The 21,925-nt window shown below is 66.5% G+C and carries 19 protein-coding genes and 1 pseudogene; 5 read left to right on the forward strand and 15 right to left on the reverse strand.

What is annotated here, in order from left to right:
- Window positions 1-54: 54 nt before the first annotated feature.
- Window positions 55-2,571, reverse strand: coding sequence for a helix-turn-helix transcriptional regulator (locus tag NU1_RS27750; protein ID WP_169815150.1), 2,517 nt, complete (start codon window positions 2,569-2,571; stop codon window positions 55-57).
- Window positions 2,572-2,898: 327 nt separating this feature from the next.
- Here NU1_RS27750 and NU1_RS27755 point away from each other — a divergent pair, with 327 nt between their 5' ends.
- Entirely contained in the window at window positions 2,899-3,273 is a 375-nt protein-coding gene (locus NU1_RS27755; RefSeq protein WP_067525921.1) for an SHOCT domain-containing protein, read from the forward strand.
- 65 nt (window positions 3,274-3,338) lie between these two features.
- Here NU1_RS27755 and NU1_RS27760 read toward each other — a convergent pair whose 3' ends face one another.
- Window positions 3,339-5,162 (reverse strand): alkyl/aryl-sulfatase, encoded by a 1,824-nt coding sequence (locus NU1_RS27760; RefSeq protein WP_067525923.1) that lies wholly within the window; start codon window positions 5,160-5,162, stop codon window positions 3,339-3,341.
- Between the two features lie 170 nt (window positions 5,163-5,332).
- On the opposite strand from NU1_RS27760, the gene NU1_RS27765 reads away from it, so the two are divergent.
- Complete coding sequence (locus NU1_RS27765; protein ID WP_084521858.1) at window positions 5,333-5,566, forward strand: DUF1049 domain-containing protein; 234 nt, start codon at window positions 5,333-5,335, stop codon at window positions 5,564-5,566.
- A 41-nt stretch (window positions 5,567-5,607) separates the two neighbouring features.
- Here NU1_RS27765 and NU1_RS27770 read toward each other — a convergent pair whose 3' ends face one another.
- The 9 genes from NU1_RS27770 to NU1_RS27810 form a co-directional block, all read right to left on the reverse strand.
- Window positions 5,608-7,314, reverse strand: coding sequence for a SulP family inorganic anion transporter (locus NU1_RS27770; RefSeq protein ID WP_067525926.1), 1,707 nt, complete (start codon window positions 7,312-7,314; stop codon window positions 5,608-5,610).
- Between the two features lie 30 nt (window positions 7,315-7,344).
- Window positions 7,345-8,004: a GAP family protein gene (locus NU1_RS27775; RefSeq protein WP_067525928.1), complete on the reverse strand. Its 660-nt coding sequence runs from the start codon at window positions 8,002-8,004 to the stop codon at window positions 7,345-7,347.
- Window positions 8,005-8,258: 254 nt separating this feature from the next.
- Window positions 8,259-8,663, reverse strand: a complete 405-nt coding sequence (locus NU1_RS27780) for a DUF7144 family membrane protein (protein ID WP_067526131.1) — start codon at window positions 8,661-8,663, stop codon at window positions 8,259-8,261.
- A gap of 160 nt (window positions 8,664-8,823) precedes the next feature.
- Complete coding sequence (locus NU1_RS27785) at window positions 8,824-9,210, reverse strand: nuclear transport factor 2 family protein (protein ID WP_169815151.1); 387 nt, start codon at window positions 9,208-9,210, stop codon at window positions 8,824-8,826.
- 87 nt (window positions 9,211-9,297) lie between these two features.
- Complete coding sequence (locus tag NU1_RS27790) at window positions 9,298-10,620, reverse strand: DUF6297 family protein (RefSeq protein ID WP_157553154.1); 1,323 nt, start codon at window positions 10,618-10,620, stop codon at window positions 9,298-9,300.
- Window positions 10,621-10,664: 44 nt separating this feature from the next.
- Window positions 10,665-11,231 carry an ABC transporter ATP-binding protein gene (locus tag NU1_RS27795; protein WP_245720341.1) on the reverse strand — a complete coding sequence of 189 codons (567 nt, stop codon included), beginning with the start codon at window positions 11,229-11,231 and terminating at the stop codon, window positions 10,665-10,667.
- 144 nt (window positions 11,232-11,375) lie between these two features.
- Window positions 11,376-11,705, reverse strand: a complete 330-nt coding sequence (locus NU1_RS27800) for a DUF6412 domain-containing protein (RefSeq protein ID WP_067525945.1) — start codon at window positions 11,703-11,705, stop codon at window positions 11,376-11,378.
- Window positions 11,706-11,785: 80 nt separating this feature from the next.
- The gene (locus NU1_RS27805) at window positions 11,786-12,634 is read right to left on the reverse strand and encodes an SDR family oxidoreductase (protein ID WP_067525947.1); all 849 of its coding nucleotides are present in this window, start codon (window positions 12,632-12,634) and stop codon (window positions 11,786-11,788) included.
- A 32-nt stretch (window positions 12,635-12,666) separates the two neighbouring features.
- Window positions 12,667-14,088 carry an MFS transporter gene (locus tag NU1_RS27810; RefSeq protein WP_245720342.1) on the reverse strand — a complete coding sequence of 474 codons (1,422 nt, stop codon included), beginning with the start codon at window positions 14,086-14,088 and terminating at the stop codon, window positions 12,667-12,669.
- 133 nt (window positions 14,089-14,221) lie between these two features.
- On the opposite strand from NU1_RS27810, the gene NU1_RS43860 reads away from it, so the two are divergent.
- Window positions 14,222-16,900 (forward strand): AAA family ATPase, encoded by a 2,679-nt coding sequence (locus NU1_RS43860; protein ID WP_067526133.1) that lies wholly within the window; start codon window positions 14,222-14,224, stop codon window positions 16,898-16,900.
- A gap of 99 nt (window positions 16,901-16,999) precedes the next feature.
- Here the strand turns inward: NU1_RS43860 and NU1_RS43495 are convergent.
- Window positions 17,000-17,189, reverse strand: a pseudogene (locus tag NU1_RS43495) (ferritin-like domain-containing protein); the annotation flags it as partial.
- Window positions 17,190-17,297: 108 nt separating this feature from the next.
- Between NU1_RS43495 and NU1_RS27820 the strand changes: the two are divergent.
- Window positions 17,298-17,543, forward strand: a complete 246-nt coding sequence (locus tag NU1_RS27820; protein WP_067525951.1) for an imine reductase family protein — start codon at window positions 17,298-17,300, stop codon at window positions 17,541-17,543.
- 267 nt (window positions 17,544-17,810) lie between these two features.
- Window positions 17,811-19,154, forward strand: coding sequence for a cytochrome P450 (locus NU1_RS27825; protein ID WP_067525952.1), 1,344 nt, complete (start codon window positions 17,811-17,813; stop codon window positions 19,152-19,154).
- An 8-nt stretch (window positions 19,155-19,162) separates the two neighbouring features.
- Here NU1_RS27825 and NU1_RS27830 read toward each other — a convergent pair whose 3' ends face one another.
- The 3 genes from NU1_RS27830 to NU1_RS27840 are packed head-to-tail and all read right to left on the reverse strand — an operon-like array spanning window position 19,163 to window position 21,754.
- Window positions 19,163-20,065: a metal ABC transporter permease gene (locus NU1_RS27830; protein ID WP_067525954.1), complete on the reverse strand. Its 903-nt coding sequence runs from the start codon at window positions 20,063-20,065 to the stop codon at window positions 19,163-19,165.
- A 1-nt stretch (window position 20,066) separates the two neighbouring features.
- Window positions 20,067-20,816 carry a metal ABC transporter ATP-binding protein gene (locus NU1_RS27835; protein WP_067525957.1) on the reverse strand — a complete coding sequence of 250 codons (750 nt, stop codon included), beginning with the start codon at window positions 20,814-20,816 and terminating at the stop codon, window positions 20,067-20,069.
- On the reverse strand, window positions 20,813-21,754 hold the full coding sequence (locus tag NU1_RS27840; protein WP_170264174.1) for a metal ABC transporter substrate-binding protein: 942 nt from the start codon (window positions 21,752-21,754) through the stop codon (window positions 20,813-20,815). Before NU1_RS27840 ends, NU1_RS27835 begins: the two co-directional genes overlap by 4 nt.
- Window positions 21,755-21,925 lie beyond the last annotated feature (171 nt).

Raw genomic sequence — 21,925 nt, forward strand, 5'->3', positions numbered from 1 at the left:
GATCGGCACCGGCGGAACCGGCCTCATCCGTGGCGGGTGAACTCGGCAGCGATGTCAGAGCAGGCCGCCGTCGCGCGCGACGCTCAACACGCCGACACGGGAACTGCTACCGAGCTTTGTGTAGATGCCTCGCAGGTGTGTCTTCACGGTATTGATCGAGATCCCCAGGTCGTCGGCGATCTGCTGGGTGGTCCGTCCGGACGGTAGCTGCCGCAGCACCTTCAGCTCGGTACCGGTCAGGTTCGGATGCTTGATTTGCCTGCGCACCAATGGATGCCGTCGCACCGACTCCGCGAAATCGTTGCAGGGCCCGAAGCTGCCAGCGAACCTGTCCAGCAGTTCCACCGCACCGGGCACCTCGAGGAACGGCCGCACGATCCGCTCCGTAACGGCGCGGCGCAGCCCGTTCTCCATTCCCTCCCGGGCCTTTGTGGTGCTGCCGAGTTCCTGGTGGGCCTGGGCGTAGAGCAACCACGAGGTGACCGTATGCACGGGGTGCGAAGGCACGGGTGTGTCGAGGAGGGGCCCGACGAGATCGAGCACTGCGCGGGGCTTGTGTGCGTTCGTCGCGAGCGCCGCCCGGGCGATAATGATTTCCGGGATCTCACCGAGCGCCGTGCGTGTCTGTTCGACCAGTAGCTGCGCACTGTAGGTCTCGTTGACCCGCAGCAGTGCCCACACGACGAAGGGGACCAAACCGCCACCGGTGGTCTGGACCGGGTGGGTTTCGAGCAGCCGTGCAAATCCGTGCCGCAACCGTTCGGCGGTCGCGGTCTTGTCCGTTGCGGATTCGAAGGTCACCAGTGTCCCGATCACCGTGGGATGCCAGCCGCCGTGCGGCCCGGTCGCGCCGTCGGGCAGCGTGCGTTCGGTGAGAGTCCGTGCGACGAGCGCGGTATCGGGCTCCTCGCCCTGCATATACGCACCGAGTGCGGACAGGGCGGTCGCGTGCGCGGCGTCCGGAGTTTCGAGCAATCGGTGATCGTGGGCGAACCCGAGCGCGTGATCGGCGCGCTGCCGCATGATGGTGAGGGCACCGGCCATTCCCGCCGCGATACCGAGCCGGGTGAGAGCTCGCAGTCGTAACGGTCGGTCGCCGGCGATCTCGGCAATGGCCAATCCCATCCGCAATCGTTCCTCACCTCCGGCGACGTCACCGCGGACGAGCAGCGCCGTGGCCGTGGCGATCGCGGCATAGCAGTCGAGGTCGGGCAGCTCGGTGGTCGGCGGGGCATCCGAAAGGTGCGCGTCCTCCAATGCGAGTCCGGTGGCGACGGCCATCTCGCACGCGACGGCAGCGCCGAGCGCATGGAGAATATCCGGTGTCGTGAACGATTCGCTGTGGTCGGACCAGCGCATAGCATCGAAATGCGCTCGCGCTCCGTCTATATCGATGCGGTACAGCGCGTCGACCACCCGAAGCAGTACGAGGTACGGGTCCTCGAGCAGGTCGGCATCGGTGGCTGCCAGGCTGTCGACCAGCATCGCACCATGACCGCCGAGGGTCAGCGCCAGTCCGTGTTCGGTGAGGAAGTCCAGCAGCGGTCGTCGATGCGGCAGAGTGAGCAGATGCGGCAGGGCTGCCGCCGGTTCACCAACCGCCTGTAGATGTAGTGACACCCGAAGGTGCAGTTCCTCGGCGGACTCCGCGCCGAGCCGATTGAGTTCGGCGAGAAAATAGGCGCGCAGCATCGGATGGTAGGAGAACCAGATCTCGTTGTCGCGCACCACGGAGGTGATCGGATAGTTGAGGCGCTCGAGTTCGTACAACCAGTGCCCGGCTCCGCCACCGACCAGATCGTCGGCCAGCCGCTCGGTGAACTCGATCGGGACGCTGGTGTAGGTGAGGAACAGCCGCAGCGCGGGTGGCAAGGTATCGATCAGCTCACCGGCCAGCAGATCCGATACCGAGCTCGGCAGCCGGGACAGACTCGTGAGCACGGCCGCGGGATCCGCGGCGCGGGCGGTGAAGGAGATCGCGGCGATACGGACCAGCGCCGCCCATCCTCGGGTCAGGTCCATCAGCAGCCCGACTTCGGCATCCTCGAGCGCGCAGCCCTGCTCGCGGCAGACCTGGGTGGTCTCGACCGCCGAGAAGGCGAGGTCGGCGGGACCCCACCGATGCAGCCGCGCACTCATATCGAGCAGATGCCATCGGATGGGCAGCTCGAAGCGCGCACTGAGAATGGCGGTGACGTTCGGGGGCATATGGAGCAGAAAATGTTCCACTCCGGCCAGGGTCAGCGGATCGGTGATCAGATGCGCGTCGTCGAGGATCAAGAAGATACGTTCGCCGCCGCGCGCGAGTCCGTCCGCGAGTTCGTTGGCTTCGGCCAAGGGAGTATTCAGCGAGTTGCGCGGGGACGACGTGATACCCAGGCGTGCACGCAGACTCTGCCACAGCTGACCTGGGGCGTGCGGCTGCTCCTCCACGGTCAACCAAACGACTTTCGCGCCACCACGAATGGGGGAGCGGTGGCGCGCGGCCCACTGTGTCAAGAGGACGGTCTTTCCGGTTCCCACCGGCGAGCAAACAAGCAGCACATGGCCATTGGAGGATTCGGTGATCACATCCAATCCGGTGAGAAGACTCGGTCGTGAAATCGGCGTGAACGCCAGATCAGGAATATCCGATGTGCATACTGCCGCACCATCAATGCTGCCGGAGCTTTCGAGGCCGTGTGAACCAGTCAATCGTGCCTCCCGAGGCGTGCCGACAGCGTGTCACCGTGCTCTGGCGGAGGAGTTTACCGGACAAAACTTCGCGTTTTGGGATCCGAGATGATCTTGTTGCAGCTTCACCCGAATGAGGTGATCCTCGATTGCGGTACGGCGGCATACCTTGACGAGGGTCGCCGCCCCGAGGCGACGTTCCGTCCGACGCAAACGAGGTGCACTATGTCGTTCTGGGAAGCGCTCTGGCTCATATTGGTGAGTTTCGCATTCATCGCCTACCTGCTACTACTTTTCTACATCATCGGCGATCTGTTCCGCGATCGGGAGACCTCCGGTTGGGTGAAGGCGGTCTGGGTTGTATTTCTCATCTTCCTGCCGTTGATAACCTCACTGGTGTACCTGATCGCACGCGGCAGTGGTATGCAACAGCGGTCGACTGCCGAGGTGGAGAAGATTCAGTCGGCTGAAGCCGAATACATCCGCAGCACGGCCGGAACAAATCCGGCTGCCCAAATCGCCGATGCCAAACGCCTGTTCGCCGAAGGTACGATCACGCAACAGGAATTCGAACAATTGAAGGCTAAAGCTCTGGCCTGACAATCGTCTACAGCAACCGGCCCGCCATCGCGCTCGATGGCGGGCCGACTGTCGCAGTGGATCTTTCAGGGCGTGACTATGGGGAACCGGGGATCGGGGGTATCCAGCAATCCGGTGAGGGTAGCCAGCAGGGTCGGATCACCGTCGCTATCGACGCCGTCGATTCCCTTGCCCGCCAAGGCATTCAGCAACTGCTCCTTGGTCAGGGTGAGGGTCAGATCCGCGTTGCCGCGCAGCGGAGCCTCGGGTGTTTCGGTGCGGTGGGTCAGCGCGCCGTTGGACAGGGTCAGCCGAATGTGCTGTTTCTCGTCGGACAGTTTCCAGTCCATGGTGAAGTCGCTCGCCGCCGCGCGCGGCCCATCGAGCCGCACCGCGAGCGAGTCGATAATCATGTCGATGGTCAACGCGGACAACATCTCCGGGCTGGTGGTATCCAGATCGACCTTGGTCACGCCCTCCCGCAATTCGCGCGCACCCACCAGATAGAAGTTGCGCCAGGTGCCGTTCTCCGCGCCGTGACCGAGATGGTCGTAGACCTCCGCCAGCGCCTGCTTCGCGCCCGTATGGTCCGGCTCGGCGAAGACCGCGTGATTGAGCAGGGTCGAGGCGAAACGGTGGTCGCCCTGCGCGACGTACTCGCGCGCCTTGGCCACCACGGCGTCCACCCCGCCGTAGTCGGCGACGTACCGACGCGCCATCGCGACCGGTGGGTGCTCCCACAGATGTGCCGGATTGCCGTCGAACCAGCCCAGATACCGCTGATAGATGGCTTTGACATTGTGGCTGAACGACCCGTAGTAGCCACGGTTGGCCCACAGCTTGTCCAGAGCGGGCGGGAAGGCCAACTGCTCGGCGATTTCCGGGCCGGTGAGTCCCTGATTGAGCATTCGCAATGTCTGATCGTGCATGTAGGCATACATATCTCGCTGCCCGGCCAGCCATGCGGTCCACTTGTCGGCGCCCCAGGTCGGCCAGTGGTGGGAGGCGAAGGCGACATCGGCATCCGCACCGAACAGGGCGATGGCCTCGTCCTGATAGCGCGCCCACACCCGGCTGTCGCGCACCACCGCACCGCGCAGCGTGAGCACATTGTGCATATTGTGGGTGGCATTCTCCGCCATGCACAGCGCCCGGTGATCGGGGAACAGGAAGTTCATCTCCGCAGGCGCTTCGGTGCCGGGCGTGAGCTGGAAAATGATTCGGACGCCGTCGATTTCCTCTTCCTGCCCGGTGTGGGTGATGTCGAGGTTCGGTGGAATCAGCGTGATGGTGCCGGTGGAGGTCGTCATGCCGAGGCCGCAGCCGATCTGCCCATCGGGGGCCTTCGCCAGGCCGGTGCCGTACATGAACACCGCCCGCCGGGTCATGGCATTACCGGCGTAGACGTTTTCACTCACCGCGTGCTCGAGGAAGCCGATCGGGGCCACGATGGGAACCGGGGCGTGCCCCTCGGGCAGCACACCGCGCGCGCCACCGAAGTGATCGGCGTGCGAGTGGGTGTAGATCAGCCCGGTGAGTGGACGTTCGCCGCGGTGTTTGCGGTACAGCGCGAGGGCAGCGGCCGCGGTTTCGGCGGAGATCAGCGGGTCGATGACAATGACACCGGTCTTAGCTTCGATAATCGTCATATTCGACAGGTCGAGATTGCGCACCTGGTAGATGCCCTCGGTGACTTCGAACAGGCCCTGGATATTGGCCAGCTGCCCCTGCCGCCACAGGCTGGGGTTGGCGGTGGGCGGGCATTCGCCGTTAAGGAAGCGGTACGCGCCGATATCCCACACCACCCGTCCATCGGCGGCGGTCACGACGGGGGGATCGAGTTCGCCCACCAATCCACGTGTCGCATTGTCGAAATCGGTCTTGTCATCGAAGTCCAGCTGCGTACTCATGTCCACCTCACCTCGGGATCGAGACCTTGTTGATCGACCGGCCGCCGCCACGCTAACGGCGATGCTCGGTAATGGGATTCACCCGAATCGGGTGAATCACTCGGCCGCCACCACGGTGGAGACTCGAGACCTCGTCGGGAATCGGCCCAATGGCACTCAGGAGGATCGCGATGGATGAGACAGCGAAGAACCCATCAGTGCTCTCGCGGCTGTCGCTGAACCAATGGCTGGCGGTCGCACTGACCGTCTTGGCCGTCCTCTTCATCCTCGCGAACCGAGACCGGGTGGACATCGAGTTCCTGCTGATCACCATCCGCTCGCCCATGTGGCTGATCCTCCTGGTGATGTTCGCGATCGGCTGGCTGACCGGCGTGCTCACCACACGCAAGCGCGCCAAGAGCTGAGGCACGGTTGTTCGCCCGCCGGAATCGGCTGTGCCAGTAGCTCATCCATGCTCAACCCCCGGCTCGGGAAGGTCGGCCACCGCGGCCCGGACGGTCGCGTACACCGGGATAGGCCGGTCGCTTTGCGCGGCGCCGAGCTCGTCACCGAATTGGCCGACGGAACGGGCGATACGGAAGTCGATGCGCCGCCGGGCGAGTGTGTCGCGCAAATCAGCGAACATGGCCGCCGCGCTCACGTCGATGGTCGGGGAGGTTTCCGCGTCGAGCACCACCAGCCGGGTGCGGTCGGTGCACAGCCCCTCGATCCGCTGACGCACGTAATCGGCGTTGGCGAAGAACAGACCCGATTCCACGCGCACCACCAGCAGATCCGGGCGGCGGGGGAGATCGGGATGCCGGTCTGCGTCGAGCCACAGCGAATCCTGCGCGACCAACGGTGCTACGTGTGGCTCCGAGGCTCGATAGATCAGGAGCAGCATGGAGATTCCGATACCGATGAGCAATCCGGGCAGCGTGTCGAACAGCAGTACGCCCAGCATGGCCGCCAGCGCCGCCGTGAAGTCGGCGCGGGCCGCCCGGCCGTAGATACTGCCGAGCCGCTCGGTCCACACCTGGTACAACCGGCGCAGGGCCGCGATATCGACCAGCTCGATCACCGCGGCGATGACCACACCTGCGAGGGTGGCCTCGGGCAGCTTTTCGAACAGTCCGGTGAGGAACAGCAGGGTCACGACGGTCAGTGCGGCGACGACGAGCCCGCTCAGCTGGGTCTTGGCTCCGGCGGAACCGTTCACGGCGGTTTTGGACAGGCTGCCGTTGACGACCATGCCCGACACCATCCCCGCACCCAGATTCGCCGCGCCCAGACCGAGCAGCTCCCGGTTCGGGTCCACCTCATAACCCGCCTTGGCCGCATAGGTTTTCGCCGCGCCCAGCCCTTCGGCGAAGCCGATCAGCACGACACCGACCGCCGGTCCGAGTAGGTCGAGGTACTCGTAGAAGGTCACGCCGCCGGGGAGGCCGACTGTGGGCAGGCCCGCATCGATATGGCCGACGATAGCGACGCCGTGGTCGTCCAGATGGAAGACCGACACCGCGACGATGCCGAGCAGTACCGCCAGCAGCGAACCCGGCACCAGCGGCAGCCAGTGTTTCAATCCGACTACGGCAGCCAAGCCGATACCGCCGACAAGCACTGTGCGCCAGTTGGTTTCACCGAGATGGTTGAGGACGCCCCAGGCCTGTTCGAAGAAGTTATCGCCGTGTTTGCTGATCCCCAGCAGTTTCGGCACCTGACCGATGATGATCGTCAACGCCAGTCCGACAATGAATCCCTTGAGTACCGGTTCGGAGATGAACGACGCTACGAACCCGAGGCGAATCAGTCCGGCCAGCAGGCCGACCAGGCCGGTCGCGAGGGCCAGCGCGGCGGTCAGCGCCACATAGCGGTCGCCATCCGCCGCCGCGAGCGGGGCGATAATCGCGGCCGACAGCGCCGCCGTCGCCGACATCGGCCCCACCACCAGGTGTCGGGAACTGCCCGCCAGCGCGTACAGCACCAGTGCCGGTAACGCCGCGTACAAGCCCGCGACCGGCGGCACACCGGCAATCGACGCATACGCCAGCGCCTCCGGAACCAGGACCGCCCAGACGGTGAGACCGGCGATCAGATCGGCGCGCAGCCATGCGGGCCGGTATCCCTGTAGGGACTCGAAGACCGGCCAGGTCGTATGCCCGGCGTTCGCCACCTGCTCTCCCAACCGAGTGGAACGGATCCGCTAGAGACCGCCGACGCCCTTGCCGAGCACCACGGCTCCCATAACCAGCAGCACGATGGCCATAACGGCGTGATTATTGGCCTGCAACCACACCCGCGCACTGTCGAGCGTGCCGCGCAACCGGTCGGCGGCCGTGAGGTAGCCGAATACCACGATCAGCACGCTCGTGGCGGCGAGGAGGGTGAAAACAATGACGGCGGCGACCTTTCCGCCCGCACCCAGGTCGCTCGCCCCGATCGTGACGCCCGCCGAGAGACACAGCAGCAGATTCTTGGGGTTCACGGCCGCCAGCGCGGCCCCCATCGCCAATGCTTTGACGGGCGTGAATTCGTCGATGGCCCGCATCCACTGCGGTGGGTCGGCATCGGTGCGCTGCCGCCATTGTGCGAGCGCCAAGCCCAATAGCAGCGCACCCAGCACGATCTTGATCCAGGAAGCCGCCGCCGAGGGCTCTCGAGGTTCAGAACCGCCGATTGCCCCGGCGAGCAGCGTGATCACGGTGGTGGCGACCGCGATACCGGCCACCCACCCGACCGCGAAACCGGTGCCGGAACCGGAGCCGTTGCGCGACAGGATCATCAGAATGGCAGCGACGATCGGAATCGGCGAGACCGCAACACCCACGGCGAGCGGCAGTAGATCTCCCAGAACAGGGCCCATGCGCTGACGCTAGAGCCGGGGTCCGGAGCCGCACCTCGCACAATTCGGGTGAACTTCACACGGAGGTCGTCGGTCCGATACCGACCGCGGCTGTCACCCGGGCATCCCGGCAGGGGACACTCCCGATCGCGGTCGGCGGCCCGGCGGTCACGTCGGCTCGGGCCAACCGTTCGCGAGGCAGTAGGGCTCGCAGCCGACGTGAAAGCTGTTCCACCCGAACGCATCTGGGGATCGGGGCCGGGAGATTCGCGGAGTCAGAACTGTGGCCGCCAGGTCGCGATGGCCCAGATGACAATGATGTCGAGTGCGATGACGAGGACCGACCACCACGGGTAATAGGGCAGCCACAGGAAGTTCGCGATGATCGACAGGGCCGCGATCCCGATCGCCGCGCCGCGCCCCCACGCGGTTCCCGTCATGAGGCCCAGCGAACAGATCACCAGGATCGCTCCCAGCACGATATGTACCCAACCCCAGGCGGTGATATCGAACTCGTAGACGTAGGCGACTCCGACCACGAACAATTCGTCATTGATTACCGCCGAGATCCCCTGCAGGATCGACAGCACCCCCAAGGTGAGCAGTAAAATTGCCGCACCGAACGAGGTTCCCGCGGCAAACGGCTGTCGAATCGGTTGACTTTCCACTGGTGTGCTCATCGTGTGCTCCTTATATGCGCAGACGGCTGTCCGTGCAGTGATCATCGGTGCCGGAGCTGCCTACCCGCCTCACCCGAATCGGATGAGGCGGGTAGGCGCGGTCGTGACCAGCACGGGGCTCGGCTGACATGCGGCGAAAGCAGCCACTCGACAAACCTCGCTAGGTTCGTGCCGGTGTCAGGTGTGTGAGTTCGCACAGCCAGCGGCCATCCCGGCGGAGGAAGACATCGGAGGTCCATTCGTCGTTCTCGAAGCGGCGGCCCTGATAGCTGCCGGTGTTGACCACCCGGGCGATCACGACCGCGGTGTCGCCGACCACGCGCACCGACCTGACCTCGCTGCTCATGGTGTCGTGCGACACCGCGCCGCTGCGGACCGCGTCCAGGAAGTTACTCCCCGAACTCGGTCCGTCCTGTCCGACGAATGTCCAACTGGGAGTGGTGAAGTAGGCGATCCGCTCGGGATCGTTGGCGACGAGCGCCTTATCCCAGTCCTGGAAGATCTGGGTGAAGGTCTCGAGATCCGGGGATGCTGTTCGCTCTGTCATAGAGAGCATGGTCGTCGTCGGCCGAGCGAGCTGTCTTGTACGAATGGGATGTCGGCACACGCCCGCGGCAAGGTTGTCGTGATCGCATCAAACCACCGCGAGCAGGGCCACGGCAGCGACGAGCAGTGCGTCGGGTCCCCGCATCAACTGCCTGATCAGATCGATGGGCACGTGCCCGTAGCCGGTTTCGAGGAGTAGTCCGTCGTAGGACAGCGAGGGGCGCGTTCGCAGTCGGTAGGCGGCGGACACCGCCCCCACGAGACTGATCACCAGCGCCGCCGGTTCCGATTCGGGGACCGCTGCGATGGCCGCTGTGGCGAGTAGAGCGGCCCCCATGGGAATCACGAGAAATGGAAGGCGCAGCACGTAATCGGGTGCGCCCAATAGGACGCGGAGGTCGGCATCGGCGCACAGATCGCGCAGGCCGGCGCTGAATGCCAGGGTCACCGCGAGCAAAGCACCCAGTTGCGCGAAGGCGATCAGGATCGGTGTGCCGATATCGGTGACGAGCCAGACTGCCGCAACCACGGCGACGGCGAACACGAACGTGGATGGACGGCGTCGGTGCTGCAACAGATCGATCCGGATGATCGCACGAGTTCGATCGGCAGGCAGCCGACGGGTGGGCGCGGTGCCGATTCGTCGCCAAGCCCGCTGGCGGAGAACGCCTGCGAGCAGCGACGCATCCAGTGCGGTCAGCGACGCACCCGCACCGGTCGTGACATCCGCACCGGACGCGATCTCGGCACCGCTGATCCGACCGCAACTCCGCACCGCCATTATCGCGATCCCCGCCACCAGCACGGCGACGCCGATCACCATGGGCCAGTTCATAACTATAGAAGATTCTCGATGCGCCGCTGCCGCCCCCACGAGGGCCGCCGCGACCCCGGCCAGAACCCGCTGGAGCCACAATCCCGCGGGCGTAGGCAGCAGGCGGGCCTGGATCAGGATCGCCGCGGCGGCAACCCCGGCACCGAGGACGCCCCCGAGGATCGTCATCGGACCCCACGCCGGGGCCAACGCTACAAATGCGGCGACGCGCCCTACGAACAGACCCAGGATGCTGCCCAGGGCGAGCACCGCGAACGCGCGAGGGCGCAGGGCCGCAGTTCTGTCCACCGGAGTCGGCAGCAACCACGTATGGTCCGGTGCGCTGGCGGCGATCGGTCCGAACGCCCGGGCTACGGCATATCCACCGGTAACACCGGTGGCCAGCAGTGCCCAGGCCCACGTGGCGGAGGTTTCCTGTCCCGCTGCCAGTACCGGTGAGTCGGCGAGGATGGTGGCGGGGCGCGTCGACATCCAACACAGTGATCCGCCGCAGACGTAGACGGCCAACAGGCCGAGCGAAACCCTGCCCGACCGGTCAGCGGACGCGGTATTGCGACGAGCGAATTCTCTTCGCATCAAACGAATTTGACGGGCCGTCGGAATGGCATCGGGTGCGGTGGTTATCGCCATGCGTCACCGTCCACGGTCGTGTCGGCCACCGCGGAGACGAGCGCGGCGTCGTGCGAGACCAACACGACCGCGGTTCCGGACTGCTTCTCCTGTCGCAGTGCCGCGGAAAGCCATTCGCGCCCGGCATGATCGAGATGCTGCTCCGGTTCATCGAGAACCAGCAACCGGCGCGGCCGGACGAACGCCGATGCGAGCATCAGTCGTCGCCATTGCCCACTCGACAGGACCGCGGGTAGATGGTCAGCGGCGTGGGTCAATCCGACCGCTTCCAATACGGTGGTCGCGAGCGCCGCGGGCTGGGTGGCCCCGTGGGCGGTCGCGACGAGCTGCAGGTGTTCGTGCACGGTCAGATGAGCGAAGGTGGCGGCGTTTCCGATGACCGCGGCGACCTCCGACCGGAACCGCGCGGAGGATTCGTCGATGTCTTTGCCGCCGATCGTGATCCGTCCATCGTCGAGCCGGTCGCGGCCCACGATGCAGCGCAGCAGCGTGGACTTCCCGGCACCGTTGGAGCCGACGATCGCACAGCAGCTCCCGGATCGGACGCTGAACGTCACTCCCCGGAATACAGTCCGATCACCGAAACGCCGTACAGCGTCTCGGACTTTCAATATCGGTTCGTCGTGGGCGCGGTTGGGCATGGGGTATCTCCCGGGTTCCTCGTGTCAGGGATGGGGTACGCGAGGAAGCGGGGGCGGTCGCTACCCGACAGGCAGTTCGGCCCCCGCGCGGGCACCGGGAGCGCGAGGCCGTGACCGGCCTGGCGCGTCGGGGTGACTATGGCGTCGGAAAGAACCGCGTAGCCGCTGCTCATCGGTGGTAGGTCCACGAATGGCACGGCCTTGCCCGGACACAAGGCCCTGGGTTTCGCAGGCCAGCAGATGGGCGGCAACCGCGCAGGCGACCGCGAACCCGATCAACACCAGCGAGATGGCCTCGGGCTGCGCGAACGCCGAACCCACCGTGGCCGCCGCCCATGCCAGGAGAAGCGCCGAAACGATCTCCCAGGCATTGCGCCAGCCATAGAACATGCCCAGAGTCTAACGAGGTCAACCGAACTCGCCCAGCGCCGCGAAGTACGGCGCGAAGGCGACTCGGATGCGGCGGTTGATCACGCGAATGCGGCGCTGTAATCGCGGGCGAAGTCGGTGACGTCACGCGCGGGGTGCCCGGTGAGGTCGGAGACGGACGTGTGCACCGCGGCGGCTTCGCCCCTGGCGTAGTGGGCGTAGTCCTCGACGAGGCCGTCGACCTGCCAGGGCGGCAGGATTCCGGTCAGCGCGGCCGCGAACTGGTCGGCGGTGGCGTCGTGGAAGGTGATGTCGCGTCCGGTGGCGGTAGTGAGTGCTTCGGCGATCTGTCGGTGGGTTACCGCACGGGGTCCGGTCAGCGTGTAGGTGCGGCCGGTGTGTCCGGTGCCGGTCAGCACGGCCGCGGCGGCGTCGGCGATATCTCTGGTGTCGATGGCGCTGACCGCGGCGTCGCCGATGGGCGCGGCGAACCAGCCCTGCGCGATGGTGCTCGCGAAGCTGAGCAGTGCCTGCAGGTAGAGGTTGGGGCGCAGCACGGTGTGGTCGAGCCCGAGCTGTTGGACGTGGGCTTCGACTTCGGCGTGCCAGCGCAGGAACCGTACGGGGGAGTCGGTGCGGGCCGCGTACTGCGACAGCAGCACGAGCCGGGGCACGCCGGCGTCGCGGGCGAGGTCGGCGAAGCGGATCTGATTCGCGGCGGCCTCCTCAGCTGACGGGCTGTTGAGGAAGGCGGCGTCGACGCCCTTCAGCGCGGCGGCGACCGACACCGGGTCCCGGAGGTCGGCGACAACGGTTTCGACGCCGGGGACGGGACGGTCCGGATTGCGGGTCATGGCGCGGACGGCGACGCCCTGTGCCCGCAGCGCGAGGATCAGGTCGGTGCCGACGGTTCCGGTCGCGCCGGTTACGAGCACGGTGGGGGAGTTCATTGGTCTATGTCCTATCTGGAGCAGTGGAAGGTTCAGTGGACGTTCGCGGTGACCGGAGTCGACCGGGTTCTGATGGAGAGAACGAGTGACAGCGCGAGGGCGATGAGTATGAGCACGGCCGCTCCGAGGAACGCGGTAGTGAACGCGATATCTCCGTGCGGTCCGGCGGCGCCGATGGCGAGCCCGGCGAGGGCGGCGAGCCCGACCGCGCCACCCACCTGCTGCGCCGCATTGATCAGGCCGCTGAGCAGGCCCGACTCACCGTCGGCGCTGTCGCGCACCCCCATCGCGGTGGCGGTGACGAGGCTGAGCCCGAGCCCGGTGCCGATCAGCAGGAACGCGCCGAGCAGACCGGCGGAGAAGCCGGTGGTCGTCGGGTCCAGCACCAGCCACAGAAACCCGGCGAGCAGCACGGCGAGGGCGACCGGCAGCGCGCGAGCGAGGCCGAGACGCTGCGTCAGCACAGGCGCGGCGGCGCTGCCCACAATGATCATGCCGGCCAGCGGGAGCTGCGCCATCCCGGTCGCCAGCGGGCTCATCCCGAGCATGTCCTGCTGATACTGGGGCAGGAAGAAGAACAGGCTCGTCAGAGTGCCGCCGATCACCATCACCACCAGGTTCGCCGTGACCACCGGACGCCTGCGGAATACGCGGAGCGGGACCAGGGGATGTGCGGACGACCGTTCGACGATCACGAACGCGCCGAGCGACACGACACCGACCGCGAGGCCGATAATCGTTCCGGGCGCTGCCCAGCCGGCATCGGCGGCGAAAACCGTCCCGAGCGTGAGGGCGGTGATTCCCACGGTGATGGTGAGGGCGCCGAGCGCGTCGAATGTGCCAGGCCTGCCGGGTACGGACGGTACCGAACGCCAGACGACCAGTGCCCCGATTACTCCGAACGGCACCGGTGTCAGGAACACCGACTGCCAACCCAGCCACTCGGTCAATGTCCCGCCGAGCAAGACTCCGACGAGACTGCCGAAGCCCGCCACCGCACCCCAAATACCCAGCGCGCGAGTGCGTTCCGCAGCCGAACTGTAGATGTTGAGCATCAGTGAGAGCGCGGCCGGTAGCACGACCGCGGCCCCGATGCCCTGTCCGATCCGTCCCGCAATCAACATCGGGCCGGTGGTCGCCGCCGCACAGAGAACCGACGCCGCGAGGTAGACCACCATGCCGGTGAGGAATACCCGCCGACCCCCGAGTACATCGGCGAGCCGACCCCCGAGCAGCAGCAGGCCGGCGAACGCGACCAGGTAGGCGTCCACGACGACGGTCAGTTCGGCGGCCGTGAGCCCCAGGCTGGTGCGGATCGTCGGTCCGGCGAGGTTGGCCATGGCGCTGTCGAGGATGACCAGGAACATGGCGCTCGCCAGGCCGGTCATGGCCACACCGCGTGATATCCGCGGCTCGGCGGGGACCGCCGTGAGTGCGGGCTCGTCCAGCATCATGTCGTCCTTCTTCGATTCGGTATTCGGGTTCCGCGGCGCGGCTACCCGACGATCTCGCGAACCGGGCCCCGTTCGCGTCGGTGACAATCACCTAGTTGTGCCGAAATCGGCAGCACCTCCTATGGTTCGGACCATGCCCACAACGCCCGCCCGCCCGCTCGTTGGCCGGCACGACGAGATCGATCGCCTGCTCGCCCTACTCGGCGCGGCGGAGCGGGGCGAAGGTGGTGTGCTCGTCCTGCGCGGCGAGCCAGGCATCGGCAAGAGCGCGTTGCTGGACCACGCCGAACACGCGGCAGCGGAGAAGTTCCAGGTCATCCGCGCATCCGGTTCGGAGTTCGAGGCCGAGCTGCCGTTCGCGGCGCTGCACCAGCTGTGCGTTCCGGTCCTCGCGCACCTCGACGCGCTGGCCGCCCCCTACCGCGATTCGCTGCTGGTGGCATTTGGATTGGCCGACGGCACACCGCACCCATTCCGGGTCGGCCTCGCCGCGCTCGAACTGCTGGACGCCGCCGCGGCGGAACATCCACTGCTGTGCGTCGTCGACGACGCGCACTGGATGGACGCCGCCTCGACGCGGGCGTTGACATTCGTGGCGCGTCGCGTCGTGGCCGAGCCGGTCGCGCTGGTCTTCGCGACCCGCAACCAAGACGCCAGCCGCGGGCTGGACGAGCTGCCGGGGCTGACCATCGGTGGCTTGAGCGACGAGCATTCGCGTGCCCTGCTGTCCATGGAGAAAACCGTGACGCTCGACGAGCGGGTACGTGATCGCGTACTCGCCGAGGCGCGCGGAAATCCGTTGGCACTGATCGAATTACCGAAGGCAGGTGGGTTCGCGCCGCCCGCGCCGTCGCCGATCGCGAGCCGCATCGAGCGCAGCTTCCGGACCAGGATCGCGGAACTGCCACCGGACGCTCGGTACCTGCTGATCCTCGCCAGCGCCGACCCCACGGGCGAGCCGGCGCTGCTCTGGGCGGCGGCGCAGCGGCTGGCCATCGACGTGCCGGTCGCGAGTGCCGCCGCCGAGGCGTCCGAGCTGGTGCGGTTCGGCACGCGGGTGCGGTTCTGCCACCCGCTGGCACGTTCGGCCGCCTACCGTGCCGCCGAACCGGAGCCGCGGCGCGCAGCGCATCTGGCGCTGGCCGACGCCACCGACCCGGTGACCGCTCCCGATCGGCGGGCCTGGCATCGCGCGCAGGCCACCACGGGACCGGACGAACAGGTTGCGGCGGAACTGGAGTCGTCGGCGTCGCGCGCGCAGGCACGCGGGGGAGTCGCGGCGGCCGCGGCGTTCCTCGAACGCGCGGCGGCGCTGTCGCTCGACCCCGGCAAACAGATCGAGCGGACCCTCGCCGCCGCACGGGCAGCGCTCGCGGCGGGTGGGACCGAAGCGGCCACGGACCTGCTGGCCAGCATCGACACCGAGACATTGGATGATCGCCGACACGCCTCCGTCGACCTGCTGCGTGGGCAGATCGCGTTCGTGCACGGTGCGGACGGGGCCGTCCGGGGGCCGGAACTCATCCTGCGGGCGGCACAGCGGCTCGCCGCCGAGTATCCGGAGCTATCACGCGAATACTTCGTGGCCGCACTGGAAATGGGGCTCGTCGTCGGGCGCGCCGCCGGGGTGATGGACCGGGTGCTCGACGCGTCCCGCTCGGCGCCACCGGCATCGGGACCACCGGATCTGCTCGACGCTCTGGTGCTGTTGAACACCGACGGACACCGGTCCGGGGTACCGGCGATTCGGCGGGTGCTCACCGGCGAAGACGCCGGGTGGACCCGGGTGCCCGCATTGGCCACGGTGCTCGCGGGCGAGCTGTGGGACCTCGATCTGCACGCGACGATCGTCGACTGGCTCGTGCGGACCGGACGAGATACCGGGTCGCCCATGACCATTCGGCTCGGCCTGTCGCAGACAGCCCTGTCCGCGGTGTTCACCGGTGACTTCGGGCGGGCGATGGCCGCGATCGCCGAGGAGGCGGCGGTCGCCGACGCTGTCGGCGATCTGCCGCAGCTCTACCCGAGGGTGCACCTGGCGGCGATGCGTGGCCGCCGCGATGAGGCGGTAGACCTGTTCGCCGAGGTGACGGGCCGCGGCACCGGCCAGCTGACCGCGAACGCGCACTGGGCGACGGCCGTACTGTACAACGGCCTGGCCGAGTACCCGGCCGCGCTGGACGCGGCGACCCGGGCCGTGGCGGGCGGAGACCTCTTCCTCACCGGCATCGCACTGCCCGAACTTGTCGAGGCCGCGGCCCGATGCGGCGAGCACGCGGCCGCGCGATCAGCGCTGGAGAACCTGCTCGAACGCACCGAGCCCGCGGGCACCCGATTCGCCTCCGGCGTGGCGGCAGGGGCGCGGGCACTGGTCAGCGACGCGGAAGACGATCACGTGGAGGCACTCGAGCAGCTGACCGGTGACTCATCGGCGCCGCACCTCGCACGTACGCACCTGCGGTACGGGGAGTGGCTGCGCCGCAAGGACCGCCGCCGCGACGCCCGCGAACACCTGCGCACCGCGCACCGGCAGCTGTCGGAAATCGGGCTGGAGGCGTTCGCCCGGCGGGCCGCCGACGAGCTGCGCGCCACCGGCGAAGTGGCCCGCAGCCGCTCCGTGCACACCTACGATCAGCTGACCATGCAGGAGATCCACATCGCCCGTCAGGTCGCGGCCGGTGCGACGTCGAAGGAAGTGGCCACCCGCCTGTTCGTGAGCCCGCGCACGGTAGATGCCCACCTGCGCAACATCTTTCGCAAACTCAGCATCACCTCCCGCAGACAGCTCAGGGATATGCCGGACCTCGGCTGACCCGGGACCGGCCAGCGGGCCCCACCGGCTGGAAGCCGGTCGTGTCCGGGTGCGACACCCGGCCCCGTTACATGAGCTGGGGCGAATACCCAGCCACCGTTGGTGTTCGAGGCCGAGGCCGCCGAGCAGGCCTTCGTCCAGGGGCTCGGCCTGCTCGCCTATCGCCTCGACGACGGCGATGAACCGTCCGAGACAGTTCGCGCCACACCGCATCTGTCCGAGCCTGCCCGATCCGTGATTCGGCGATGTGGATCTCGGTAGCGGTCAGATCGCGTGCGGCGGGCCGCACCTTGGCCGGTTATCTCCACAGCGCCGCACTGCTTCGCACAGCTGACATTCCCCGCGACGACGACGGCACCGCTGCTGACCCACTGGATGTTGACGAACGATCGCCCCTGTGATCACCGACTACGCACAGCAGATCGACAAGCGTCGCTATCCGGGCGATGAGGAATGGCTCGAGCTCGACGCTCCACTCATGGACCACCTGACACAGACCGCTGGTCAACGCGGTATCGACACCCGACTTCCGGAACTGATCAGCTCGCTGACTCGCGCGGGCATATCGGCGGGTTTCGGCCTCGAGAGTTTCGCCAGTCTGATCGAGATCATCCACGGGTCGACAGACGAGCACGGAACCTGATCATTTCCGGTGAGACCTTCCTCCGCGGCCGTCCGTGGCACGCTCGCACTCGTGCCGATGCCTCCCGCACGCCCCATGCCCGCCTTCTCGTAGATCCACCCTGCGCGCAGAGCGCCAGGTGCGGCGCCGGGCAGCATTTCCGCGAGGTAGTGCGCTGGGATTACCTCCGGTCCGGAAAACTGGCGGAGGGTCTATGACCAGCGTCGATGTGCGTCCGAAGCGGATGGCCGGTGGCTCGCGCGGTGGGACTGCCCGACGGTCGAAAGTATGGGTATTACATCGACACGGTCGCTGCCGCCATTGGTCTCCGGTCACCTGCCACTGATCGGTCACCTGCTCGAGTTCGCGACGGCCGCCGATACGTTGATTTGGCGCGGATATCACGAGCACGGCAACGTATTTCGGCTTCGGATGGGACGTAGGTCGGTCGTTGCCCTACTGGGCCGGGAGTATTCGAATCTGTTCTTCAAGAACAGAACTCGAGCCTTGTCGACCCGCGCCGCGTATCCATTCTTCGCGACGATGTTCTCACCTGATTTCTACAGCCTCGGAGACGATTACGACGCGCAGAAGTGTCTGATCACGCCGAGTTTTCAAGGTAGGCATCTCGCGGATTACCTCCGAATCATGAATGAGGAAGCCGAAGGACTCGTCGAGAAACTCGGCGCGGCAGGGGAGTTCGACCCCACTGTCGAGTTCGGGCCGGTCGTCATGCGCGTGGCCCAGCGAGCCTTCCTGGGCGAGACCGCCCCTGCGGAGATGGCCGACTTCGATTACTACGGTGAGTCGCGGGCGTTCTCGGCGGGGATGTCGTTCAAACCGCGGTGGATGCCGCAAAGTCGGCGGAGCCGGGTGGCCGCGGCGCGACTGAAGTCCGAACTCGCGGCAATGATCGCGCGTAGACGAACGAACCCGCCCGCGATACCGGATTTTCTGACCGGTCTCGCGACATCGACCTACGCCGACGGCGCGCCGGTGCCCGATGACGTCATTGTGAATCTGACCTTGTTACTGCTCTGGGCCGGTCATGAGACCGCGACCGGCCAGCTGGCCAGCGCGATGATCGAATTATTGCGCCACACCGGCGATCTCGATCGCGTCCGCGCCGAATGTGATGCGGTGCTGTCCGACGGCACTGTCGACCTCCCGGTCGCGCGGCGGCTCACGGCCGTTGACGCGGTTCTACGAGAGTCCGGCCGACTGCACCCGGTCGCACCGATACTGCTGCGCAACGCTCTTGCCGATATCGACCTCGACAACGGCATGCGCATACCGGTCGGGTCCCTGGTACTCGTCGCCCCCTCGGTCACCCATCGACTGCCCGGTGAACATCGCGAACCCGATCTGTTCCGGCCCGAGCGCTTCCTCGGCACGGACGCCGAACAGGCCCGCAGTGCGCTGATCGACTTCGGTGGCGGTGCGCACCGATGCTTGGGGGAGCGCTTCGCTCGGCTCGAAATGCAGGTCCTGATGGCACATTTGGTAAGAAACTTCGAGATGGAGCTGCGCGGTACCCCCGAGTGGACGGCCACATACTCCGGATCCCGCTGGCCCACCGGCTGCCGAATCGTCTACCGCACCCGCGCTGCCGAGCGGATCCGCGAAGTCTGACTGCCATCTCACCGCGCCGACGACTTCACCGCGGCAGTCGGGATTCGCGCCGCGTTCCTCCTGCGCCGCGCCACACCGATCCGTTTGCCGATGACGCCTTGGCGTGGCGCGAACAGGTAGACGAGTGTGAAGACCGCGCCCTGTACGACCACGATCATGGCGCCGGAGGCGGTGTCGAGGTGGTAGCTCAGATAGAGGCCGGTCACCGCGCACGCGGCCGATATCGTCGGCGCGAGTATCAGCATGTAGCCGAATCGGTCGGTGAGCAGGTAGGCGGTCGCGCCGGGGATGATCAACATGGCGACCACCAGAATCACGCCGACCGCCTGTAAGGCCAATACCGCGGTGAGAGCGAGCAGTCCGAGTAGCGCGGTGCCCAATAGCTTCGGCCGCAATCCGATCGCGTGCGCGTGGGTGGGATCGAAGGCGTACAGGGTGAAGTCGCGGCGCTTGAGGAAGAGGGCAGCGAGCACGATCGCGGCCAGCACCGCAACCTGGATCAGTTCCGCACGGCTCACGCCCAGCAGATTGCCGAAAATAATGTGGTTGAGATCGGTATTGCTGGGCGTCACCGAGATCAGCACCAGGCCGGAGGCGAACAGCGTGGTGAAGACGATGCCGATGGCGGCGTCCTCCTTCACCCGGCTGGTGCTGCGGACCACGCCGATCAGTGCGACGGCGAGGAAGCCGAAGATGACCGCGCCCACCGCGAAGGGCGCGCCGACGATATAGGCCAGCACCACACCGGGGAGCACGGCGTGCGATACCGCGTCGCCCATCAGTGACCACCCGATCAGTACCAGCCAGCACGACAGCATTCCGCACACCACGGCGGTGATCACGCTGGTGAGGAGCGCGCGGGTCATGAACTCGTAGCCCAGCGGGTCCACGAGAAGTTCGGTGAGGCTCATGTCATCCCGCCTTCGGCAGCACGTCGCGGTCGAGGACGTCCATTCCGAATGCCAGTGCCAGACGCTCCGGCCGCAACACCTCTCGGGGATCGCCGTGTGCCAGCACACGTCGATTGAGCAGGATGGCCTCGTCGGCGAGTCCGGGTAGCGCGTGCAAATCGTGGGTGGAGATCAGCACGGTGACGGCATCGGTGGCCAGTTCGCGCAGCAGCGCCGTAATGGTGGCCTCCGAACGCTTGTCGACACCGGCAAAGGGTTCGTCGAGAAGCAGAACCGTCGCGCCCTGGGCGATTCCGCGCGCCACAAAGGCGCGTTTGCGTTGCCCGCCGGACAGTTGCCCGATCTGTCGATCCGCCAGGTCGGTCAGCTCGACTCGATCCAGCGCGTGCGCGACCGCCTCTCGGTCGGCGCGACGGGGGCGGCGTGTGAAACCCATATGCCCGTAGCGTCCGGTCATCACCACATCCCGCACCGAGAGCGGGAAACTCCAGTCGACGGCCTCGCTCTGGGGCACGTAACCGAGCGTCCCCGAGGTCCGGGCCTTCGACGAAGTGCCGCCGTTGATCCGAACGCTGCCGCGGTCCGGACGGGTCAGGCCCATGATCGTCTTGAACAGCGTCGACTTACCGGATCCGTTCATTCCGACGAGGCCACATATGCGCCCGGTGCCAACGGTGACCGTGACACCGTCGAGGGCGAGCACATCACCGTAGTGAACGGTGACGCCGTCGACATCGATCGCCGCGGTCATGACGATCGTCCCGTCAGCGCGGTGCTGATCAGCGCGGCATCGTGCCGGATAAGGTCCAGGTAGGTGGGTACCGGCCCGTCGCTCTCGGACAGTGAGTCGACATACAGGGTTCCGCCGAACGCGGCCCCCGTCGCTTCCACCACGCGCTGCATCGGATCGTCGGAGACGGTGGATTCGCAGAACACGGCGGGCACCCTGTTCGCCCGCACGAAGTCGATAGTCGAGGCGATCTGCTGCGGTGTCGCCTGCTGTTCGGCATTGACCGCCCAGATGTACCGCTCGGTCAACCCGGCGTCGCGAGCCAGGTAGGAGAAGGCTCCCTCACACGTCACGAGGGCGCGCTCATTGGACGGCAAGGTCGACAGCGTACTGACCAGATCGGTGTGCACCTGCTGCAGTTGTGCCTTGTATTTGTCGCCGTTGGCGCGGAAATCGTCGGCGTGCTCGGGATCGAGTTCACTGAACGCGCGCACCATATTGTCCACGTAGGTCTGCACATTCAGTGGGGACATCCAGGCATGTGGATTCGGTGTGCCCTGGTAGGCGTCCGCGCCGATCGGGATCGGAACAAGTCCGTCGGTGACAACGACATGCTTCACCTTCACGTCGGCGACGAACTGCGCGAACCAGGCTTCGAGATTGAGGCCGTTGTCGAGAATCACGTCGGCCTTGGATGCCTTGCGGATATCGCCGGGCGTCGGCTCATAGCCGTGAATCTCCGCCCCCACCTTGGTAATCGACTCGACAGTCAAGTGGTCGCCCGCGACATTGCGGGCAATATCGGCGAGCACGGTGAACGTGGTCAGCACCACCGGCTTATCACCGCGGGCCGCGGTGTCGCCGCACGCGGTCAGGGCGATGAGCGCGGCGCACGTCGTAGCAATCGGTAAGAACGCGCGCAGCGGCGCACGTCGAGAGCGGCGGAACCAAACCTTCATCACCTGAATATAAAGTTCGGTTGGCCTAACTTACAAGACCGGGAGTTCGAACAGAGCTCCGATGTGGGTCATTGCACGGGTACAGTCACCCTCGTCAGTGCGCGGATACGCGGGTGAGGGTGCTGCCCGGACCTGCCGAGGGCATCCAGGCCCCTTGCCAAGCGACGGGTC

The sequence above is a fragment of the Nocardia uniformis NBRC 13702 genome, assembly GCF_001613345.1.
GTDB lineage: Bacteria > Actinomycetota > Actinomycetes > Mycobacteriales > Mycobacteriaceae > Nocardia > Nocardia uniformis.

What these genes read in the sequence shown, in the direction of transcription:
- NU1_RS27755 (WP_067525921.1), top strand. Translation starts at nt 2,899, where the DNA reads ATGTCGTTCTGGGAAGCGCTCTGGCTCATATTGGTGAGTTTCGCATTC.
- NU1_RS27760 (WP_067525923.1), bottom strand. Translation starts at nt 5,162, where the DNA reads ATGAGTACGCAGCTGGACTTCGATGACAAGACCGATTTCGACAATGCG.
- NU1_RS27765 (WP_084521858.1), top strand. Translation starts at nt 5,333, where the DNA reads ATGGATGAGACAGCGAAGAACCCATCAGTGCTCTCGCGGCTGTCGCTG.
- NU1_RS27775 (WP_067525928.1), bottom strand. Translation starts at nt 8,004, where the DNA reads ATGGGCCCTGTTCTGGGAGATCTACTGCCGCTCGCCGTGGGTGTTGCG.
- NU1_RS27780 (WP_067526131.1), bottom strand. Translation starts at nt 8,663, where the DNA reads ATGAGCACACCAGTGGAAAGTCAACCGATTCGACAGCCGTTTGCCGCG.
- NU1_RS27785 (WP_169815151.1), bottom strand. Translation starts at nt 9,210, where the DNA reads ATGACAGAGCGAACAGCATCCCCGGATCTCGAGACCTTCACCCAGATC.
- NU1_RS27790 (WP_157553154.1), bottom strand. Translation starts at nt 10,620, where the DNA reads ATGCGAAGAGAATTCGCTCGTCGCAATACCGCGTCCGCTGACCGGTCG.
- NU1_RS27800 (WP_067525945.1), bottom strand. Translation starts at nt 11,705, where the DNA reads ATGTTCTATGGCTGGCGCAATGCCTGGGAGATCGTTTCGGCGCTTCTC.
- NU1_RS27805 (WP_067525947.1), bottom strand. Translation starts at nt 12,634, where the DNA reads ATGAACTCCCCCACCGTGCTCGTAACCGGCGCGACCGGAACCGTCGGC.
- NU1_RS27810 (WP_245720342.1), bottom strand. Translation starts at nt 14,088, where the DNA reads ATGATGCTGGACGAGCCCGCACTCACGGCGGTCCCCGCCGAGCCGCGG.
- NU1_RS43860 (WP_067526133.1), top strand. Translation starts at nt 14,222, where the DNA reads ATGCCCACAACGCCCGCCCGCCCGCTCGTTGGCCGGCACGACGAGATC.
- NU1_RS27825 (WP_067525952.1), top strand. Translation starts at nt 17,811, where the DNA reads ATGGGTATTACATCGACACGGTCGCTGCCGCCATTGGTCTCCGGTCAC.
- NU1_RS27830 (WP_067525954.1), bottom strand. Translation starts at nt 20,065, where the DNA reads ATGAGCCTCACCGAACTTCTCGTGGACCCGCTGGGCTACGAGTTCATG.
- NU1_RS27835 (WP_067525957.1), bottom strand. Translation starts at nt 20,816, where the DNA reads ATGACCGCGGCGATCGATGTCGACGGCGTCACCGTTCACTACGGTGAT.
- NU1_RS27840 (WP_170264174.1), bottom strand. Translation starts at nt 21,754, where the DNA reads ATGAAGGTTTGGTTCCGCCGCTCTCGACGTGCGCCGCTGCGCGCGTTC.